Consider the following 19,909-nt stretch of genomic DNA (forward strand, 5'->3'; position numbering starts at 1 on the left):
TAGGGTATTGAATCCCCGAAAACAATCTTTCTAAGTGAAAAACTTCTTTGCTCATTATGTCGCAGAGGGTTTATGTAAGATAGGCAATTATTTAAATTCCTCTCAAAAAAAAGTGCAATAATTAAATCCGTTCTAATAGAAAGATTGGTTTTCGAAAAAATTCGCAATGATTTTGCTTGAATGCCAAATTGAAGTATTGACCTATTATTTATTGATAGTCAGTCAATTGACGAATCACTTAACTTTTTTCCTTATGATCCTCGTCGTAATAGCCGTAACCGTAGCCATAGCCGTAACCATAGCCATAGCCTTTCTTATTCAGAATTTTTACTGAGTTCAGAATGACAGAAATGTTGTTGAACTTGTTCATTTTGATCAGCTTCTGTAGCGTTTTTAAGAAAACCTTCCTGGAATAGTCAGCCCTTACTACATACAGGGTTAAATCCGCTTTCTTCATTACAATCACGCCGTCTGTCACCAAGCCAACAGGAGGTGTATCAAGAATTACTACGTCATACGTTTTCGATGCTTGTCTGATAAAATTGTCAAACCTCTCCCCAAGCATCAACTCAGAGGGATTTGGAGGAATAGGGCCAGCGCCTAAGTATTCAAGTCCCTCAATCTCTGTCGTCTGCACACAATCCTCAAATTTGTCCCGCCCGATAAGGACAGTAGACATCCCCTTGTCATCTTTCTCTCTACCAAACGCCAAATGTATCTTGGGCTTTCGCATATCAAGATCCACCACAAGCACCTTCTGTCCTGTTTTAGCCAAAATACCACCCAGATTTACTGCTACAAACGTTTTGCCTTCACCGCTAATGGTAGAAGTCACAGCAATTACCCGCTGGTCTCCACCATTGAGTAAAAAGTCCATGTTTGTCCTGATACTGCGTAGCGACTCGCTTAATACCGACTGAGGAACTTTATGTACCAACAGCCTTGTAGTCAGCAACTTCTCTCTCTTGTACACCGGAATGGAACCAAGAACTGGCACGCTAACCAGGCGCTCAAGCTCTCTTTGATGAGATATCTTATTGTCCAACAGGTACCTCAAGCCAATAAAGAGAAGGCTCAACAAAAGGCCGCTAACGGCACCAACACCATAAATGAGCAGCTGTTTCGGATGCACCGGATCCACTGGCAAAGATGCGGGCGACAGAATGTCGAAATCCTGAACCGTTCCCGCTTTGGCGATTTCCAGCTCGGCCTTGCTTTTTATTAAGGAGAAATAGAACTCCTCCTGAAGATTGTAAAACCTTCTTGTTTTGTTAAACTCGGTACCCATCGAAGGTAATTCGACGAAGTTACGTTCGAGGTTGGCCTTTCTAACGTCCAGCTCCCTGAGCGCCTTCACAAGGTTTTCTCTGTACTCCTCTGTGATGCTCGTTACATTTTTCTTCAAAGTTGCCAGCCGCTGAGTCATGCGAGAGACGGCATAGGTATTCTCACTGTAAGAACCCAGTAACAATTCCCGCTCGCCGAACAACTTGTTATATTCTGTCAAAGAACTGGATATGAACTCTGGTAAAGACCTGGAGCTGTAGTTAGCTAGCAGCAATGGCTCATTCCTGTCCATTTGCTCCTGTGCCATCTGAATATTGGTCAGCTTGTTTTGAAGGTCGTATCGCTGTGAGTCGAGCGACTGTAACAGCACGATTGTTCGACCTAAGTCCGTCTGAATATTGGTGGTTCGGTTCTCAATGGTAAAGTTTTCAAAATAGTCCTCGTACTCTTCTATTTTCCTTTCGGTAATTCCCAGTTGCTCATTCAGGAATGAAAGCTTTTGCTCAATAGCCTGGTTTTTTTCTTCCGTTGTGTATTTGAGATAAAGGGTGTCAATAGCGGTCACAAAATCCCTTGCTTTATACTTATTGAAGTCTCTCAAAGAGATCTTTATCGTTTTTGCACTAAAGTTGAGTGGCTGAACCGTAACGTTTGACTGGAAAAAATTTATCAGGGCCGACTCGCTGTTAATCGTAAAGTAATATTTGCCAATACCGTTGTCATCGGCGAAATTCTCAGTCTTCTCAATCAGAAGGTTGTAGTCAGCGGTGCTGATGGTTTCGCCAAATTCATGCCGGGAGGTGCCTGACTGCTCAGCTGGTGGAAAGGATAGTTCAAATTCGTTTTCCGAAATAATTTCGATATCGATAGGCCTATCGAAAAAACCAGCGTTATGCAACTTATAACTAACCACAAATGGGCTGTTCCGGTATCGCTCCTCAGTAAGGATATTCCCATAGTAGTGGTAAGACACATTGTAATTAATCGCCTCAACCACCCGACTGAAAAACAGGTTTGATTTAAGAAGTTCGATCTCACCTGATAGCGAGTTCACGCCAGAGTTCTCCAGGGGATTTTGCACCCCCAAAATCACTGCTTCATTCTGAATATTGAGTTTCAGTTGCGACTCGGATTCGTATACGGGCTTGGTGTATCTGAGAAAAGCGTATGAAGCGGTTCCAGCGACAGCAAAAATGGCTGCCACATACAAAATACTACTCCTTACTACCTGAAGTAGCTTTTCGACGTCAAGGTCGTTGAACGCTTCTGATTCATTCACATCCGAACCTAAACCTGCACCGCTTGTGTTGCTGCTTTCTGTCAATTGCTCACTTTAGTTAAGATTGATGCTTTTTACTACCAAAGCCAAAGTTATTACCCCAGTGATCAGACTTAAAATTGGGGATACGTCTCTGAGAGACTCTATCCACACCCGCCTCCACGGGTCAATATAGACGATGTCGCCTGGCTCCAGCCTCACAATAGATGATCGCATTCCACTAACGGTTGACAAATCGATCATGTATACCTCTGGGTTGTTCAGGTTCCCCCTAATTAGCCGTACAGTCTGACTTTTAGCCCCCTGATTAATTCCTCCCGACAAAGCAATCACCTCAATGAGTGAAGTATTTTCATTGACCAGCGGAATCACCTGTCCGCCGTTGGCGCCAAGCACAATCACCCTCCTGTTTTCGTAACGCAATACAACATAAGGGTCTATATAGTGCTCACTATAAAGTGCCTGAAGTTTTTGTTCTGCTTCGTATATAGTCATGCCGAGGATATCGACATCTCCAACCATGGGTAGTTTCACCAGACCATCCTGCCTGACCAAATAAACGAACTGACGGGTATTTTGCATGTTCTGATTCGTCATGCCCTGGCGAAGCTCAAAATTTGGATCAACAATTCTTTCGCCTCCGTTGGTGAACACATCTAACCTCAGATAGTCGTCTTTCTTTATCTGATAATTCTTCTCTGCCAAAGAAACTGCCTGCTTGAGGTCTGATTCGGTGAACTCCTCGTCCATCTTGAACATGATATCCTGCTTGTAGAGCTTGCAGGAACTCAATATAAGTAATGCAAAAAAAACAACTGTTCTTCCACAGTTCTTCATACCATGCTTCGATAAAGTAGAAAAGTTAACCCTGGAGGTCAATTAATGCGGAAAAGTAAAGATTCTCAACCAAATACTTCTTTTAATTGATGAGTTTTTGGTGTCTCAGCGGAAGTATAGGAGTCAATTTTTTCTAAGTACTCGTCAACAACGAAGCTGTCGTCAAAGTGTGTGATAACATGCTGTCTGGCGTTTTCGCCCATTGCGCTTCTTTCTTTGTCGGTGAAGAACATCATTCGCTGCATGGCATCAGCAAGGCTGTTAACGTCTCGCTCCTTGCAAAGCAGTCCCGTAACACCATCATGTACTACTGCGTTGCACCCGGGGACGTCTGACGCTATCAGGGGCCTGCTCATAGCGGCACCCTCCAGCAAGGTTTTGGGCAGCCCTTCTCTGTAAGATGGAAGTACGACCACATGGGCTCTGGCAATCCAGTCCTCAACCTTATCGGTAACTCCCACATATTCAATGACCTTTTCGTCATGCCACTGCTGAACCGTAGCGGCAGATATTGCTCTCAAATGCTTTTTCTCAATTTGCCCAAGCAGGAGAAACTTTACATTAAGGCCTTTTCCTTTCAAAATTCTGGCTGCTTCCACATATTCTTTCACTCCCTTCTCCACCAGAATTCTCGCCACCATCAGAAAAGTGAAATGCCCATTTGTATTGAATTTTGGAAAAAACCTGTGGTGGTCGATACCCGAACCAGGAATAACGCTTGTAGAAGGGCCTTCAGGATTCACCAAGGATATGAAGAGCTTTTTGTCGTCAGGGTTCTGAAAAAAAATGTGATCGGCAAACTTGAACGAGTGCTTGTAAAGCTGCACCGCCACAGATAAAACCCAGTTGTCTTGAATAAAGACAGTTCCTAAGCCGCTCACGTTATTAATAACAGCGGCACTACCAGCAAGTTTGGCAGCGAGCGTGCCGTAAATACCTGGCTTAATAGTATAGTGAAGAAAAACATCTGCCTTCACTTTTTTGTATATTCTGATAAGTCGAAACAGAAGCAGCAGGTCACGTATCGGATTTACTCCCGTAGTGTTCATGGGAACCGGATAAAACTCGCAGCCCATTGCCACCAATTTTTTAGAGTACTCATCCTCTGGCGCAATAGCTATCACTTCATCTCCCCTCTCCAAAAGAGCGTGAATAAGGTTCTTTCGAAAGTTGAATACGTTCCAGGACGAATTGATGACGATAGCAATTCTCATAATAAGGCGAGGTGGTTTATAAACGGTCGATGCAAGTAATTGTTTCTACTTCGTTAAAACATATTTGAAAGAAAACCGAGAAACAAAAACCAAATGCGACAGACTGACTATATTTCCAATGGTTGTGCAAATTATTATTATTCCTCTAATTAGTTAAACTTAATTAATGAAGTTTAAAATTAGATGGAGGTCTAACTCCTTCTTGTCTTATCGAAAGTATTAATTATTAGAGAAGGAAAATCAATAATCAGATGAATGGGGTGAACTTTTCGATGAACGATTGCTATTTATTGGTTTACTTGCAAGTTACTTCAACAAATGGATAAACTTATCTCTACGGCCCCAGTTCCACTCAAAGCTGTGTTAGTAGCTTTGATTAATAAAGATCAGCCGCCATCAAAGGCGGAGGAATTCCTTGATGAGCTGGAGTTCCTGGCGCAAACGCTTGGCCTGGAAATTAAGGGAAAATTTTCCCAACGGCTGCCCAGACCTGATACACGCTCCTTCGTGGGCAAGGGAAAATTAGAGGAAATCAACACCTTCGTGAAAGCGGAAGAAATTGATGTGGTCATTTTCGACGACGACCTTACGCCCTCTCAACTCAGAAACCTGGAAAACGAGCTAAAAGTAAAAATATACGACCGGAGCCTTCTTATCCTCGACATTTTTCTGGAGAGAGCCCAAACCTCCCAGGCGAGAACCCAGGTGGAGCTGGCACGATATGAATATTTGCTGCCAAGGCTTACAAGAATGTGGACTCACCTTGAAAGGCAAAGGGGCGGAACCGGCACCAGGGGCGGTGCTGGTGAAAAAGAAATAGAAACTGACCGCCGGGCCATTCGGGATCAAATTACTGTGCTCAAAAAGCGGCTGGAAAAAATAGAAAAACAAGGGATTACACAGCGCAAAGCCAGAGGGCAACTGGTAAGGGTGTCTCTGGTGGGCTATACGAACGTTGGCAAGTCCACGATTATGAACAAGCTTAGCAAATCTGATGTGCTGGCCGAAAATAAGTTGTTTGCCACGGTTGACTCCACTGTCAGGAAAGTGGTTATCAACGATATTCCTTTCCTGCTCTCAGACACAGTCGGGTTTATCAGAAAACTGCCCCATGCACTCATCGAGTCGTTCAAGTCTACACTTGACGAAGTACGGGAGGCAGATATTCTCCTGCACGTAGTGGACATATCGCACCCGTCTTTTGAAGAACACGCAAAGGTGGTGGAAGCAACACTGAAAGAAATCGGCGCCGATGCTAAGCCTGTTATCACTGTTTTCAATAAAATAGATCTCATTCCTGAGGAGCCGCAGGAAGAAACAACGGATGAATTTGAGATCCAGGAGCCGGTAGCGCCCACACCAAGAGAACGTGCCCTGGCTCTTTACACCGAGAAACCCGACACAAAATTGATCTTCATTTCAGCCACGAGCAAGGGGGACATCAGCAAGCTGCGTGAAACGCTTTACAAGGAAGTATTGGAGCATCACATTAGCATTTACCCCAATTACTTGAAAAACGTCAATTATTAATTTAATTTTGCACTCCTTTTTGTTGAAAAGACATCAAGGTCTCGTAGTTCAATGGATAGAATAGAAGTTTCCTAAACTTTAGATACAGGTTCGATTCCTGTCGAGACCACTTCTTCGTGCAGCATTAAGACATTTGCTTTTCAATTCTTATCGGTCCCGTAGTAAAATGGATATTATGCAAGCCTCCGGAGCTTGAGGTGCAGGTTCGATTCCTGCCGGGACCACTTTTCATCTTTTTCGGAAAATTCTTCCTCCGAACACCAATTAAGCATTCTTTTCTTTTTTAAGCGGCGGTAATTCTGGAAATTACTACCAATGAGAATCCAAATCGCCTGGCTGTGTCTTCTGTTCCTTGCATTTTGCGTCCCTTCAAAAGGACAAATCAGCAACTACTCATACACCACCCAAGTCGAGCTCCTGGCCAAAAAACAGGGCAAGTGGGAGAAACGGCTTCTCCGACACCGCCTTCGGTTAACAACAACACCCGATGGCAAAACGGAACTAAAGGCACACCCAGTGTCAAATATCAAAAACCTGCGCTTTGCATTTATTCTCGATAAAAATGGCGTCAAACAAAAGGTCAATAAAAAGCAGGTTATACAAACTATCTTAAGCCAGCAAGCCACACTGCCCTTGGCAACAACGTTGTCGATGGATGAAGAGACCACCGGGAAAACTCAACAAAAGTACAGCGACGACCTGCTCAATTTTACGATGGGCAAAAGGCCAAGCAGATGGGTCTACAGCCAGTGGATTACTCTGGCGCAGTGGGAGGGTGCTGCCACGCCTTCGGAAATCTCGGTACTGGTAAAAAGACCTTTTAGAAAGGTGGCAAGACTAACGCTGGAAGAGCTGAGGACAATTAGCCTCCCTTACCTACCGACGCTGTCAAATGTAGAATGTGTGCCCATCGACCGCTTTTTTGAGCTGCGAAAGCTTAAAGGCTACGGTATTGACAAAATAACCTACCAACCCTACACCGGCCACGACCAGGACATTCTCAAAAGACGGCAGAGAATCTACTTTCCAAAGAACAAATACGAACCTGAGTCCGTCTCGATTGACTCACTCAGGAAATACCTGAACGACAATGACCTCAGCATTTTGAAGGCTGACTTTTATGGGTATTCTTCGTTGGAAGGCGACAGCCTCCTGAACCGCAACCTACAGGAAAAGCGGGCTTCATTTCTCTACAAACTGCTGAATGAAATGAGCAGCGACCCAGTGGAAGCAGATTCGATTGGCTTTGATGATGGTTATGAGGCGCTCGTGGCACTCGCAAAAAAGAATTCTATCAAGTGGATTCAAGCCATGCCAAAAGCCCAGTTGAAGGATACCTTGCAAAAGGATACCCTTTTGCTCGCCAGGCTGGAGCCTCTGCTACAGCAATCCAGAAAAGCCGAACTGCAATTAGTTTTGGCCAAAGGGCTTAACAAAGAAGAGCGGATTGACAAGGCCTTCAGGGTGTTGAACCAGACTGCCTACAGAGTGGTAGCCACCCGATCTGGACACATAGGCACAGTCGACCAGCAACGGGTCAGCGGCATTCTTCATTACCTTTTCAGAATCTACGTGGGCGACGAAATCACAAGTGACGAGTTGGTGTATGCCGTTAACGCAGCTCCCAATGCCCCATTCGTTCGGGTGCTTTTCATGTATATGCTCATCGAGCAGTTTGAGAGGAAGCGGCCGATTCAGGTAGACTCGCTGGTATGGCATAACAAGCTAGCGGAATTTGACCGGGATCGATTGTTCGAAGCAGCCAACGAGGACATCATTTCTCTGCTTTATTCGAAAACCATAGCTGCCAATACCAAGACTATGCTCAACGGGATGGCCGTCGATCTGCAATATTATACGTTCAAATACATTATGAATGGCTCGCTGAGCCCATCAGTGCTATGTCGGTTTTCTTACCCAAATACGCCTGGATTTTATGCCCTCAAACTCAATCATTATGCCTTCCTCCAGCAGTTGCCGCCAAACCTGGCCGCTGGAGTAAGCTGCTACTCTGGCAGGGAATATGAGTACTCGTACAAAGGTGCAAGCCACCGGTTCAGATCAACAGATGTGGAGGGTCTGGCTGAAAGGCTTGAGCAAAGTGCCCGCACTTATCAATCAGCTTTTGAGAACGGGAACCTGGAACCACCGTCCTTTTACAAAGGGTCTTATTCTGACTACTACTTCTTTCTTAAAGTCCTCTTTATCAATGAAGACGAAACCATGCTGCGCCTGGTTAACCAGTCTGATCAGATGATAGAGTTTGACCTTTATCACTTTATTGACTATCAGGTTGAAAGCTTTGACCCAGTCCGCAATTTTTGGCTGGACGAAGACATCTCCATTCAAAAGATGCAGGAGCTTGTGAGAAGATTGGCAAGAGATCCCGGTCGGTTATGCCCTGTGCTGATTGAAAACATTTCCCTAAGCTTTTATTTGAAATCGCTCTATTATCTCAACAACTACTACGACCCAACCAACCCCCACCACATGGCGCTTGCCAGAGACGCTCTTTCGTACATCAGTAGCTACTACAGAAACAAGAAGGCCTTTATGACTGCTGAATTGCAAGACCTTATCCAGCGCCAAATCAACTTCTTCCATTTGATGCCCGGCACAAAGGATATCTCAGAGTACGCCATAGATTAGTTGCCCGCCATTTCAACAGGAAGAGTACTAAACTCCGCAGTGCCTGTTTTTAAACTTCCGTCCGGAGTGATTGCGATAATGTTCACCTCGTAGTTCGATAGCACATCCGACGAAGTACATTCTATGTAAGTGGGTAGACTAGTTCCGGTGCGCCAGTAAAGCAGGTGACGCAGATCAGGCAAGTACGCTTTTTGCTGCGCCAGGCTGGCATTGGTGAATTCTTCTTCGGGCTGAAATCCCTCAAAACTGAAGCTGATATTCTCCTGGTTGGGAATTTCAAGGGCTTTGTCCTTAGTAGAGATAGACAGAATGCCATTCCTGGCCATCGCACCAAAGCGCTCCTGGGCAGTGGCAGACCGATACAGTTGGATGGTTTCTATCACATCAGGGTCTAGTGTAAGCACCAGATCATAGTCAATAGTCGGGATGCCATTGATGAAAATCAGCGCCGGATCGTTAAATAAAGTAGCGTTAACCGGGTTATACATCATGATTACTCGTTTTCCCCCTCTTTCCCTCACCACTATACCACGGCCTATTTCAATGAATACCTCTCTTAGGCTACTAAAGCTCAGATATTGACGTAAATCAAGCTGATAGTCTTCAGTGTTCCTTGTCAGAGGTGAAAACTCTCTGCTCACTTCTGATTCTTTCCTCTCAGGATACAGCCCAGGCACCAGCTTTCTGTAAGACCCTTTGAACACCAGCTTGTCTCTCTTTTGATCTGCAAAGGTGACTCCGCTTTGGGCTAACTTTTTCATCATGTCTACTTCCAGAGCAGTGGATGGAAGGCCGCTTTCAATGTCTATTTTCATCTCCGAAAACGAAACGTTGGTATTGTCGGATAAGCATACAATTTTAGTAGGCCCTGAAAAATCAAAAACAGGAAGCAAAAACCATCCATACTCATCGGTTCGGGCGGGAATGATTTCCTCGTGGGCAAAGCTATAGAATGTGAAAAGCTCCTGGCCCAGCAGCAGGCTATCAGAAGTTCGTACTTGCCCATAGGCACTGATATACTTTTCGTAAGGCCATTTAGGATAGATTGCCTTATACGACATTATTTCTCGCCAGGAATAAGCCGGCAGCTTTTTAGTGAGCAAAAACAAATCCCAGTTTTCAGGGGACTTAAAGCTGTTATCGAAAAACTTGATCATTTCAGCGGCATCCGGCGCAAGCACATCGGCCATATAAAATATCTGGTCGATGGCAGGGGCGACATAGTCACCTTCGAGCAGCTTGTCGGACACGCTAACTGAGTAGGCAGCCACATTGCTGGCAGCGAAAGACGTCCTCACCTTTTCTCCTCTTTTGAAATTTCTTTGATCGGTTGTCAGCGTTAATTCATCGGAAGCCGGATATATCTGAAATACTCGCTGACCTATTTCTATCCCATCCCCATCGAGCAACGACAGTTGGTAAATACCTGTTTTAAGGCCAGCTGCTGGTATGCTGAGGGCCTGAGCAGGCTGGGCAGCAAAATCGATCCCCCGATCCAGGTAAATGGTGCCTTTTGACTGGAGAATGAGCCTGAGTTTCTGTCTTTCAACAGCCGCTAATTTACTCTGAAGCGATACCCTCACCACGGTGGGCTGGGTTGTGACAAGCATAGAGATGCCTTCTGCTTTCACTTCGGGTAAGAAATGAGTGACCGCATCCCCTCGCTGATCTTTTAAAATTACTTCATATTTTTCCCCAGCCTCAGGACGCAAGATAAAAGCACCGTAGCCGTGCTTGTTGGTGGAGAAAGTAGCCAGGGACTCATGCGCCTTGTTCACTACCTCACCTTCAAGTACCGCCCCTCGTCCAAGACCGTCAAATACTCTTACGGTGAACCTTGACGTGAGCCCTGAAACAGGTGTCAAATTACCCTCTGCGGTTATGGCAACTTCCATGTCATCAACATGCGGGAGCTCGCCATCAGCGAGACTCAGTTCGCCCGGCTGCTGATTTACCCAAAGCCAGTCCCTGAAAAAATGCTCCGGCCCAAAATTCCTCATCCACCCGGTATAGGCCCTTACCACATACAACCCTTTGCTAAAGTCCGCCGGCACATCAATATACCCCTCACCAACCCCTGCTTCAAGCGACACCTTTTCATCCACAACCACGTCCCCTGTTTTGCTTACCACATTCAGGTAAAGCACTTTACTTCCATCTGACAACCTCTGATTGGCATCGTCAAATACGTAAGCGCTGAACCATATCCTATCACCCGGCTGGGCATAGTGTTGGGTCATGTGCAAATATACTCTTTCCTGTGTTTTGTTGGCCGCAAAAAGCTTGAACTGGTCAATAACTTTGTCCTGTGCCGCACCAACTGAGCAGGCAAGAATAAGAAGTGAAATGAGTGTATATAGCTTCTTCATTTTTCTTTGGTTCATTTTCTTTTACCGCCAAAAAGCTGGCTGCGTTGTAGTGCTGTTTGGCAGAGTTCTACAGTCATCTGCGTACCTGTAAGTATAGACTACGTTTCTCGGAATAAAATCTTTAGTCATAAACTCTCCTTTTGTTGTAACATCTGACACGGTAAAATATCCTACTACCTGTTCGCTGCGGTCGTCAACGTTGAAAATATTACCGGGTAATCCGGACGGTGCAGGGTCAAAAAGAGTGCCTTGTCGGAATTTCAGGTCGTACAACCCTTTCCAAAACACATAAGCTTCGGCCGTGAGAGAATACTGAGTCACTTCAAAATACACCTTGTCATAAAAGTACTTCTGATCTACAGGATAGAAGGTCAACGGAATTTCAGCCTCCTCCCTTCCATCTACCAGCTGGTCACTAAAGACAACAAACTCATCAAGGGGTTTGGTAACCCAACAAATATTGCAGCAGGATTTAGGCTGAGTAACGTAGTTGCCAAGCTCCCGGTCGAAGACCTGATAAGCAGATGGCTCAGTCAGCACTTTGAATATGGTGGTCATCCTGAGCAGGTAGTAGTTTTTTTGGCTGGGTAAATCATTGACGATGGCCTTAACGCTGAAGCCATCAACATCCACAAAATTCCCGAGTTCATTCTTTTCTGACTTAACAGTGTACGCTATCTCTACTTTGTCCATCTCCGAAGTGGGCAAGGCAGTTTCTTCATTCGATTCATATACCTTTCCTTCCTTCGTGACAATCCGGAGCCTGTACGCCTTTCCGCCCACGGCACTAAAAGACGAATCGGAGTAGTATTGTCCCCCTCCCTGTTCATTGAAAGGAAAGGAACGACCATCGCTGTCGAGAACAGACACTTCTGCACCGCTCACATATAGAATGTACTGGTTCCCTGTATTGTAAATGTTTCTGGTGGTCGTCAACCTAACTGCTTGCGGCCCTGGATTGCTAGAAATTAGTGCTTCTACCACCAGGTTGTTGCTCCTTTCACCAGCGGGATAGTCATAAGGCTCAACGCACATGTTCAAAGCAAGCCCTGAAATGAATAGAATAGCAATATGAAATTTTGCTTTATTCATTCCAGTCGTGAGGCTCAATATCAGTGATTGTGGAATGATCTTCCCTGGGATACCTAAGACAAATATCTGCCCAGGGACTTCCGGTATCTACCCGCTCTGGAAAATCCTGAGCATAGATTTCTCTTACAATAGTTTTCACGTCTGATGTTAAAAACTGCCCAAGCACAATTTCAGCCGGGTCAGTTAAGCTATGAATGTTCGACGGAATAAAGGCCGGTGTCGGGTCAAAAATGCCTCCCTGGTTATAGGTGGTATTGTAAACACTGCTCCAAAACTGGTAAGAGGACAAGGTCTGGGAAGAAAAAATCACTTTAACCTTTATCTTCTCAGCAAACATCACACCTCTCACCGGAAGGAAAAAGAGAGGATGCTGTTTGCTGCTATTGCTTCCACTAGCTTCATAAGAGAACACTCTGTACACGACTGGCACAACATTGACCCAGCAGGTATTCGGAGCAGCACCATTGGTGTTCAACAAATAGGTGTAGTGCCATTCGGCCCGGAAGTAACTACTCTGATTAGCCTGGATTTTCACAAACGCATCGACAAAAAAACCTGTGCTTTCCAAAGTTGAATTAAGCTTTGACACATACTTTTCTGCTCCGTACTTTATTCCAATACTGTCTATGTAGGGCATCGCCAGCAGTTCGACTGAATCTGACAGGTATTCCCGGCCATCCTCCAAAACTATTTTCAGCTGATATTTTTCTCCCACTTCCCCCCTAAAATCGTCCGAGGTATAGTAAACCCCTGATCTGTCTTGCTCAGCCAGCCGCTCCACCCGCCCGGAAGAAGTAGCAACCGTTACTCTTGCGTTCTGTACACGGAGTCTGAAGGCATTTTTTTCGTTCTTTATATTTCTGGTAGTGGTGAGGGTTATTTTGTGCGGGCCCGGCTCAGTTGTAATTGCTCCATCCACTACCAAATAGTTTGTCTTTTCCTCGAAAGGGTAGTCATACGGATCAACACAACCCTGCAGGGTTAGTGCCCCCATAGCCAGAACAAATGATATGTACATACGACTACTCATTCCAGTATTCTGGCTCTTCAGCCGTTGTGTTGGGATAAAGAAGGCATGTGTCGGGGTAGCCCGTGTCAGGGTCGATACGCTCGGGAAAATCTGTCGGATGTATGAACCTGGAAATTTTTCTTACATCAGAAGCATAAAAATAACCCAATACCAACTCCTCTTTATCATCCACGTTGTAAACATTGGCTTCAACAGTATTTGGCGTAGGATCGAACAATCCTCCTTGGCTATAGCGGGAATCGTATACAGCATTCCAAAAAAAGTAGGCATCCTTTGATAACGAGCTAATTGACACTTCAAGGTGAATCTTCTCATACAGCATGATACCTACGACCGGCAAAAAGAAAAGATCGTATTGTGTGAGCGAACTGCCATTATTAAGCCTGTCATTGGCAACGGCAAAATCCGGTGATTCTTCCTCAACCCAGCAAACTGCACAGCATTCTTTGGGACTTGAAACCCAGCACTCGCAACCTTCTGCATCGTAAAAATTGGCCAGTTCAGGATGTGTAAATATTTTGTATGTGTAGTCCCAATTCACCAGATAGGCATTCTCTGTTTCAGGCGGGTCGTTAACGAAAGCTGTTATGTAAAATCCTTTTCTGTCAACTATGGCATTTGCCTGAGAAACGTATTTCTGTGAACCATACTTGATGCTGATGCTGTCAATTGGGGGCATTGGCAGCAATTCAACTTCTTCCGATTTGTAAATCATCCCATTTTCCAGCGTTACAGTAAGCTGGTAGCTCTCGCCAATCTGCCCCCGGAAACTTGCTGAGGTATAATAAACTCCCGAGGTGTCTTTCTCAACAAGCTTCTCCACTTTGCCCGATGACGTAGCAATGATCACCCTTGCATTCTGCTCACGTAGCTTGAATGCATTTTCTTCATTATTGATGTTCCGTGTGGTTGTAAGCGTTATAGCATACGGGCCCGGTTCGGTGGTAACCGCTCCTTCAACCACCAAATAGTTGGTCTGCTCTTTAAAGGGATAGTCGTAGGGATCAATACACGCTACTAACAACACCCACACCGACCACGATAGTTTTTTTGCAACCTGCATGACTAAAACTTAAAGTTGTAGGTTATAGAAGGAAACGCAGCACCTAAAATGGCCAGCTTGTAGGCCGTTGGTCTGGCGTCTGCCGTGTCTTTGAAGAAAACACTGTATGCATTTTTTCTGCCGTATACATTGTACACGGCAAATGTCCAGCTGCTTTCCCAAAGCTTCTTTATTTTCAAACTGGTGTCAAGTGTGAAGGCCAGGTCGAGGCGGTGGTAGTCAGGAATTCGCCCGTTATTTCTCTCCGTGTAGTTGCCCACCAGCACCCCGTCGAAAAGAAACCCATTTTCAGGAACAGAAAAGGGCCTCCCTGTTGAGTAGGTGAAGTTCGAGCTGATCGTCCACCTTCTGGTTACCTTGTAGCTGCCGGAGAGTGTCAAGTCGTGCGGCTTGTCATAGTAAGATGGAAACCAGTTGCCCTTGTTGATTGTGGATTCCCTGTCAGCGCCCTCCATTTTCCGGAGCGTTCTTGAGTAGGTATAACTTGCCCACCCGTTGAGCTTGCCTTTGCTTCTCTTCACCAGCAGCTCAAGGCCATATGCCATGCCTTTGCCCTGAATGAGCTCCGTTTCCAAAGTAGGATTGAGCACCAGATCGGCCCCATCCTTGTAGTCCACCAGATTATCTATGTCCTTAAAATATACTTCAGCAGAGGTCTCCCATGTATTGTCTTCATAGTTTTTGAAGTAGCCGATGCTATACTGGTCAGCTATCAACGGCATTAAATAATAGTTACTTCCCATCCAGATGTCGTACGGCGTAATGGCTGTGGTATTCGATACCAGGTGGATATACTGGTAAATCCGGTTATAGCTGGCTTTTAGAGAAGTCTCATCATCGAGGCTGTACCTAAGCGACAGCCGGGGCTCCAGGCCTGAGTAGTTTTTGATGGTTTCATTGCCTGAGTACTGAAGGGTGTCCGTCAGTGTTGATGTTCTTCCAGGCCTTTCACCTGAATAAACAAAAACGTCTGCTGGCCCGTAGCTGCGGTACATCGAATACCGAAGTCCCGCCATTACTGACCACGTGTCGTTCAGGTTAATTTCGTCGTTTGCATACAAAAAACTTTCCTGGCTTTGTTGCTCCGGCAAAGCAACCGGCGTAATCTGCGAGTCGGCATTTATCCCACTTCTTTCACCGGGCTTAAACCCATAAAAAGTAGTGCCTCCCCCAAATTGCAGGGCATGCTTTTCGGTGTACCTGGTCATATCGGCTTTTATATCAAGCTGGCCCACTCCACTCGAAACCTTATAGGGGTCAGCCAGTTGAAGATCACCTAATTGATATTGATAATCGCTGTAAGCTACCGACAGTCCTCCAAGCAAGTTTTCCGAAAACACATAACCCAACTCCGCAGAGCCCAGCCCATTTTGGTAGTCGAACGACGACTCGTTAGCAATGGTGAAATTGTCTTTGCTCACATAGCCAGATGCCTTCAAAGACAGCCGATCGGTCAATGCAAAGTCCAGTTTGCCCGACAAGTCCCAGAAGCCGGCTTTGTTTCCCACCAATTCCTCCACTTTGATGAAGGTATCGAACAGATAATTGACATAAGACTTGCGGGCGGCCACAATAAAGCTGCTCTTACCTTCTTTGATTGGCCCTTCCGCCATTACCCTGCTCGCCACCAAACCAATCCCCCCTTGTGAACCAAATTTTTCCTTGCTACCCGACTTTTGCTTTACCTCCACCACCGATGAGGCCCTGCTGCCGAGGTTGGCAGGAATACCAGCCTTGTAAATAGTCACGTCATCAGTCGCATCTGGGCTGAAGATGGAAAAGAAACCAAAAAGGTGCGAGGTGTTGTAGACAGGGGCTTTGTCAAGCAAAATGAGGTTTTGATCGGCAGTACCGCCCCGCACATTGAGCCCAGTGGTGCCTTCACCAACGGTACTTACACCTGGCAGCAGAGTAAGCGATTTAATAATATCAACCTCACCCAAAAATGCAGGCAGCTTCTTCACATCTTCCACCTGCAACTGCACAGTGCCCATCTGAATGCCCTTCACGTTAATATCCGGAGCCTGTCCGGCAATGGTAACGCCTTCGAGTTGTATCGTCTTTTCATAAAGATCCAACTGAAATTCTCCGGGGCCAAAAACAAACATCCGTTTGGCTTCCTGTTGCAACGTTACATGGCTCACTCTTACGTGGTAGTCGCCGGGCAAAAGCTGGAGGCTAAACCTGCCGGCTGCATTGGTCACTGTTCCACTGGCCAGCTCATCCACATAAACACTGGCTCCAAGAAGCGGTTCGTTGGTTTGCCCATTTCGTATGGTTCCTCTCACAGCAACGGCACTGCCCGACACAGCATTTGTAGAGTCGCCAACAATAATAACGTCGGTGTCTTTCAGGCCAGCCAGGTTCAGGGTTGAGAGCAGGTCACTCCTCAGATAGAGTACTACATTAAAGGCATCATAAAAATGATAGTTGAGTCTTGTATTCGCTGTCCAGTCTTCCAACGCCGACCTTAACGACGTATCAGCGTATTCCCCTGAAACACGCACATTTTCAAGCCAGGAAGGGTCATAAAAAAACTTAACAGATGAGTTTGCTTCAATTTGACTGAGCACATCAGTCAATAATTCGCTTTCAAATTTTTTATCAATCCTTACGTCGGAAATTTGCTGCCCGAACGAATGAAAAGATAAAAAAGTGAATACGGTTAGCGTTAGTAGTAGAAATCGTAGCATCCAATTATAATTACCCTTTCTGAACAAACCTGCTCACCTAGCCCCTTACTAGACAAAAATCAATTGCCATTTCTCAGCACCCTAGGGTCTTTTACCCTTTGCGTTTTTAGAAATAGCACCAAAGTGCCAACCAGCTCTTCAAAATCATCAAATTCCCTGTTATCACCAAGATCTATATTCCACTCATCGGCAAGAAAATCAAAAAGCCTGGCCGGTAGCCCGTCCAAATAGCCATCGACACGGCTATTAAAAAAAAGTCCGCCGACTGGTATTTTGTAAATACCTGAGATGACGTTAGCCAGGCTGATAAGAATGTCGTTCGGAGTAAATTTATTCCTGTAGAAGTCAATACGGCGCTCAAATTCAATGCTGCCTCTTTCGAAAATAGTGAACTGAGTAGCCAGGCCAAGCTCGTCAAAAGTATAGCGACAGTGATGCCGTTGCCCGCCAAGTTTGAAGCCGTAAGACTTTGCAAACAACGATCTGCTGGTGTAGACTTTCAATATTTGAAGATCCTGATAGTCGACTTCCTGCAAGCCCCTGGCGAAGAAATCCCTGTGAAAGGAGCTGTTCAATACCCTATCCGGAAGATCCGGTAATGCCATAACACGTTGTTTCTTCTCTAAATGTAGTAAAAGAGAAGCGACAACCTAGAAAATATTATAGCAGCTGGTTCGCAATGTTCGCCAGTTCAGACCTTTCTCCTTTTTCCAACGTCACGTGGGCATAAAGAGGATGATCCTTGATCCGGTCGATCAGATACGATAGTCCATTACTTTGAGAGTCGAGGTAAGGCGTGTCTATTTGGTAAATGTCTCCAGTGAAAATGATCTTAGTGTTTTCACCTGCTCTGGTAATGATTGTTTTCACCTCATGGGGCGTTAAGTTCTGTGCCTCGTCGACGATAAAGAAAATGTTGGAGAGGCTTCGTCCCCGGATATAGGCCAGCGGCGTAATCACCAGCTTCTCCTGATTCACCATATCCGTTATCCGTGAATATTCCTTATCCGACTCGCTGAACTGGTTTTGAATAAATTTGAGGTTGTCCCACAGTGGCTCCATGTAGGGGTTCAGCTTCGATTTGATGTCGCCCGGCAGGTAACCGATGTCTTTGTTGCTCAGCGGAACGATTGGGCGGGCCAGGTAAATCTGTTTGTAGTTTCGTTTCTGCTCCAGAGCGCCCGCCAGTGCCAGCAGGGTTTTTCCCGTGCCTGCCACCCCTGTAATTGACACAAGTCTTACCTCCGGGTTCATAATTGCGTGTATGGCAAAGGTCTGCTCCGCATTGCGGGGTTTAATGCCATACACCGGCACCTTATCCACCTTTTCTACATTCTTTGAGTTGGGGTTGTAAGTGGAAAGAATCGAGTTCTTGTCACTCTTTAGAATGAAGTAGTTGTTGGCTGTAGGTTTAACACCCTTAAGGATTTCTTTTCTGTCGATGACATTTTCTTCATACAGCTTGCTGATGTGGTCAGGGTCTATGTTTTCGATGATCGACTTGCCTGTATATAGATCGCTTACATTCTTAATTTTGCCAGTTTCATAATCTTCCGCCAGCAAGCCCAGCGATTTGGCCTTCAGCCTCAGGTTGATATCCTTGCTGACAAGAATCACCTTCTTAGCTTTTTCTTCGCTCTTTAGCGTGAGGGCAGCATTCAGAATCTTATGGTCTGCTTTCGGCTCATCAAACACCTTCTCCGCATCCACCTCCGGATTGCTCTGCATCACCACTTTGAATTTGCCCTTTGTCTTGCCGTTCAGTGGAATCCAATCCTGCAGCATGTAATTCTCCGACAACGTATCTATCAGCCTGATGAACTCCCGGGCCTCAAAATTCTTGGTGTCGTTCCCCTTTTTGAAATTATCAAGCTCTTCCAGCACGGTGATGGGGATGGCCACATCGTGCTCTGCAAAGTTCATGATTGAGTCGTGAGAATAAAGAATAACTGATGTGTCGAGTACAAAAACTTTCCCTTCCTTCGATGCTTTAGCCATGTGTACTTTATCAAAAAAACCAACAATACAAGTTGCTCTAAGGTTAATGATAAATGCCTAAATCTCTAAGTTAACTTTATAAAAAATTTGTCATTTTTTTGACTTTACTCAACACTCCATACCACCTGGATTGACGACAGAAACTCTTATCTGTCAGTGGCATAGACATGTACATTCCTCTTCTTTAGGTATTAAGTGAAGGCTCAAAAGCTCTCCTTCAGTGTGAACAAATCTCCTTTTTCAAGAGGTTGAATTGTTAACACATTGGCAAGACACAACCGCACCAATGTTCTGGAAGCAACGATGCCGGGAATTTTTGCTATGGATACAAACTCAGAAAGGGTAATCGTCTTGTTGAATTTGAAATGCTCCATCAGCTTTTTTTCATTCTCACCATAAGTAAACTTGATATTTTTTGTTCGCCGACTCTGTTTTAAAATCTGACGCATCTCGTCACTTGCCTGAATGCTTTTGTCGCCCACTCTGATGTAGGCCTTGCCGTAAGCTTGTGTGGTGTCGGCAAGCGCATAGTGCGGGCGTCTTTTGCTGGGTTTAATAAAATAATAGAGTACCCCAAGGTTATCATCGATAGGCACTATCTCCGACTTGTAGCTCAGGGCTGGCCTGCACAACTCATCGATCGCCTTCTTCAGCAGGTAGTCGTGCTCTTCGGCATATTTTAGACCGGGAATGCCCCCCTCATCGCTAATGCCAACAAGCAAATAACCTCCATCGGCATTGGCAAAGGCCACAATCTCCCGCACAATCTTTTCCGGATGGGCTACCTTCCGCTTGAACTCTATCTGCTGACCCTCTCCCCTCCGAACAAGTTTTTTGATTTCCTGAAGTGACACCGGCATGATACAAC

13 protein-coding genes and 2 tRNA genes are annotated in these 19,909 nt (G+C 45.4%); 4 read left to right on the forward strand and 11 right to left on the reverse strand.

The annotated features are described in order from the left end of the window. Nucleotides 1–238: 238 nt before the first annotated feature. The 3 genes from RT717_RS22020 to RT717_RS22030 form a co-directional block, all read right to left on the reverse strand. Nucleotides 239–2,611, reverse strand: a complete 2,373-nt coding sequence (locus RT717_RS22020) for a polysaccharide biosynthesis tyrosine autokinase (RefSeq protein ID WP_317488512.1) — start codon at nucleotides 2,609–2,611, stop codon at nucleotides 239–241. 9 nt (nucleotides 2,612–2,620) lie between these two features. After that, nucleotides 2,621–3,325, reverse strand: coding sequence for a polysaccharide biosynthesis/export family protein (locus RT717_RS22025; RefSeq protein ID WP_317488513.1), 705 nt, complete (start codon nucleotides 3,323–3,325; stop codon nucleotides 2,621–2,623). Between the two features lie 143 nt (nucleotides 3,326–3,468). Beyond that, on the reverse strand, nucleotides 3,469–4,617 hold the full coding sequence (locus RT717_RS22030; RefSeq protein ID WP_317488514.1) for a glycosyltransferase family 4 protein: 1,149 nt from the start codon (nucleotides 4,615–4,617) through the stop codon (nucleotides 3,469–3,471). Between the two features lie 318 nt (nucleotides 4,618–4,935). Between RT717_RS22030 and hflX the strand changes: the two genes are divergently transcribed. The 4 genes from hflX (at nucleotide 4,936) to RT717_RS22050 (ending at nucleotide 8,796) form a co-directional block, all read left to right on the forward strand. After that, entirely contained in the window at nucleotides 4,936–6,147 is a 1,212-nt protein-coding gene (gene hflX, locus RT717_RS22035) for a GTPase HflX (protein ID WP_317488515.1), read from the forward strand. 37 nt (nucleotides 6,148–6,184) lie between these two features. Continuing rightward, nucleotides 6,185–6,256: transfer RNA gene (locus tag RT717_RS22040), tRNA-Arg, on the forward strand. Nucleotides 6,257–6,299: 43 nt separating this feature from the next. Next, nucleotides 6,300–6,371 (forward strand) — tRNA-Arg (locus tag RT717_RS22045). Between the two features lie 91 nt (nucleotides 6,372–6,462). Further along, the gene (locus RT717_RS22050; RefSeq protein ID WP_317488516.1) at nucleotides 6,463–8,796 is read left to right on the forward strand and encodes a hypothetical protein; all 2,334 of its coding nucleotides are present in this window, start codon (nucleotides 6,463–6,465) and stop codon (nucleotides 8,794–8,796) included. Here RT717_RS22050 and RT717_RS22055 read toward each other — a convergent pair. The 8 genes from RT717_RS22055 to RT717_RS22090 form a co-directional block, all read right to left on the reverse strand. Beyond that, nucleotides 8,793–11,165: a hypothetical protein gene (locus tag RT717_RS22055; protein WP_317488517.1), complete on the reverse strand. Its 2,373-nt coding sequence runs from the start codon at nucleotides 11,163–11,165 to the stop codon at nucleotides 8,793–8,795. The two genes, RT717_RS22050 and RT717_RS22055, sit on opposite strands and share 4 nt — an antisense overlap. A gap of 21 nt (nucleotides 11,166–11,186) precedes the next feature. Continuing rightward, entirely contained in the window at nucleotides 11,187–12,257 is a 1,071-nt protein-coding gene (locus tag RT717_RS22060; protein ID WP_317488518.1) for a DUF4249 domain-containing protein, read from the reverse strand. Next, on the reverse strand, nucleotides 12,250–13,275 hold the full coding sequence (locus tag RT717_RS22065; RefSeq protein WP_317488519.1) for a DUF4249 domain-containing protein: 1,026 nt from the start codon (nucleotides 13,273–13,275) through the stop codon (nucleotides 12,250–12,252). The genes RT717_RS22060 and RT717_RS22065 overlap by 8 nt, the downstream gene beginning before the upstream one ends. 4 nt (nucleotides 13,276–13,279) lie before the next feature. Continuing rightward, a complete protein-coding gene (locus RT717_RS22070; RefSeq protein WP_317488520.1) occupies nucleotides 13,280–14,350 on the reverse strand; it encodes a DUF4249 domain-containing protein in 1,071 nt (356 codons plus the stop codon). 2 nt (nucleotides 14,351–14,352) lie between these two features. Next, nucleotides 14,353–17,043 (reverse strand): TonB-dependent receptor, encoded by a 2,691-nt coding sequence (locus RT717_RS22075; RefSeq protein WP_317488521.1) that lies wholly within the window; start codon nucleotides 17,041–17,043, stop codon nucleotides 14,353–14,355. A 59-nt stretch (nucleotides 17,044–17,102) separates the two neighbouring features. After that, nucleotides 17,103–17,648: a hypothetical protein gene (locus tag RT717_RS22080; RefSeq protein WP_317488522.1), complete on the reverse strand. Its 546-nt coding sequence runs from the start codon at nucleotides 17,646–17,648 to the stop codon at nucleotides 17,103–17,105. A 55-nt stretch (nucleotides 17,649–17,703) separates the two neighbouring features. Next, on the reverse strand, nucleotides 17,704–19,041 hold the full coding sequence (locus RT717_RS22085; RefSeq protein ID WP_317488523.1) for a PhoH family protein: 1,338 nt from the start codon (nucleotides 19,039–19,041) through the stop codon (nucleotides 17,704–17,706). 203 nt (nucleotides 19,042–19,244) lie between these two features. After that, nucleotides 19,245–19,901, reverse strand: coding sequence for an AlbA family DNA-binding domain-containing protein (locus tag RT717_RS22090; protein ID WP_317488524.1), 657 nt, complete (start codon nucleotides 19,899–19,901; stop codon nucleotides 19,245–19,247). Nucleotides 19,902–19,909 lie beyond the last annotated feature (8 nt).

Source organism: Imperialibacter roseus, from assembly GCF_032999765.1.
In the GTDB taxonomy this organism is placed as follows: Bacteria; Bacteroidota; Bacteroidia; order Cytophagales; family Cyclobacteriaceae; genus Imperialibacter; species Imperialibacter roseus.

Excerpts from the sequence above, each read along its gene's own strand:
- hflX (WP_317488515.1), top strand. The coding sequence starts at position 4,936 with ATGGATAAACTTATCTCTACGGCCCCAGTTCCACTCAAAGCTGTGTTA.
- RT717_RS22070 (WP_317488520.1), bottom strand. The coding sequence starts at position 14,350 with ATGCAGGTTGCAAAAAAACTATCGTGGTCGGTGTGGGTGTTGTTAGTA.
- RT717_RS22085 (WP_317488523.1), bottom strand. The coding sequence starts at position 19,041 with ATGGCTAAAGCATCGAAGGAAGGGAAAGTTTTTGTACTCGACACATCA.
- RT717_RS22060 (WP_317488518.1), bottom strand. The coding sequence starts at position 12,257 with ATGAATAAAGCAAAATTTCATATTGCTATTCTATTCATTTCAGGGCTT.
- RT717_RS22050 (WP_317488516.1), top strand. The coding sequence starts at position 6,463 with ATGAGAATCCAAATCGCCTGGCTGTGTCTTCTGTTCCTTGCATTTTGC.
- RT717_RS22025 (WP_317488513.1), bottom strand. The coding sequence starts at position 3,325 with ATGTTCAAGATGGACGAGGAGTTCACCGAATCAGACCTCAAGCAGGCA.
- RT717_RS22065 (WP_317488519.1), bottom strand. The coding sequence starts at position 13,275 with ATGTACATATCATTTGTTCTGGCTATGGGGGCACTAACCCTGCAGGGT.
- RT717_RS22090 (WP_317488524.1), bottom strand. The coding sequence starts at position 19,901 with ATGCCGGTGTCACTTCAGGAAATCAAAAAACTTGTTCGGAGGGGAGAG.
- RT717_RS22080 (WP_317488522.1), bottom strand. The coding sequence starts at position 17,648 with ATGGCATTACCGGATCTTCCGGATAGGGTATTGAACAGCTCCTTTCAC.
- RT717_RS22030 (WP_317488514.1), bottom strand. The coding sequence starts at position 4,617 with ATGAGAATTGCTATCGTCATCAATTCGTCCTGGAACGTATTCAACTTT.
- RT717_RS22055 (WP_317488517.1), bottom strand. The coding sequence starts at position 11,165 with ATGAAGAAGCTATATACACTCATTTCACTTCTTATTCTTGCCTGCTCA.
- RT717_RS22075 (WP_317488521.1), bottom strand. The coding sequence starts at position 17,043 with ATGCTACGATTTCTACTACTAACGCTAACCGTATTCACTTTTTTATCT.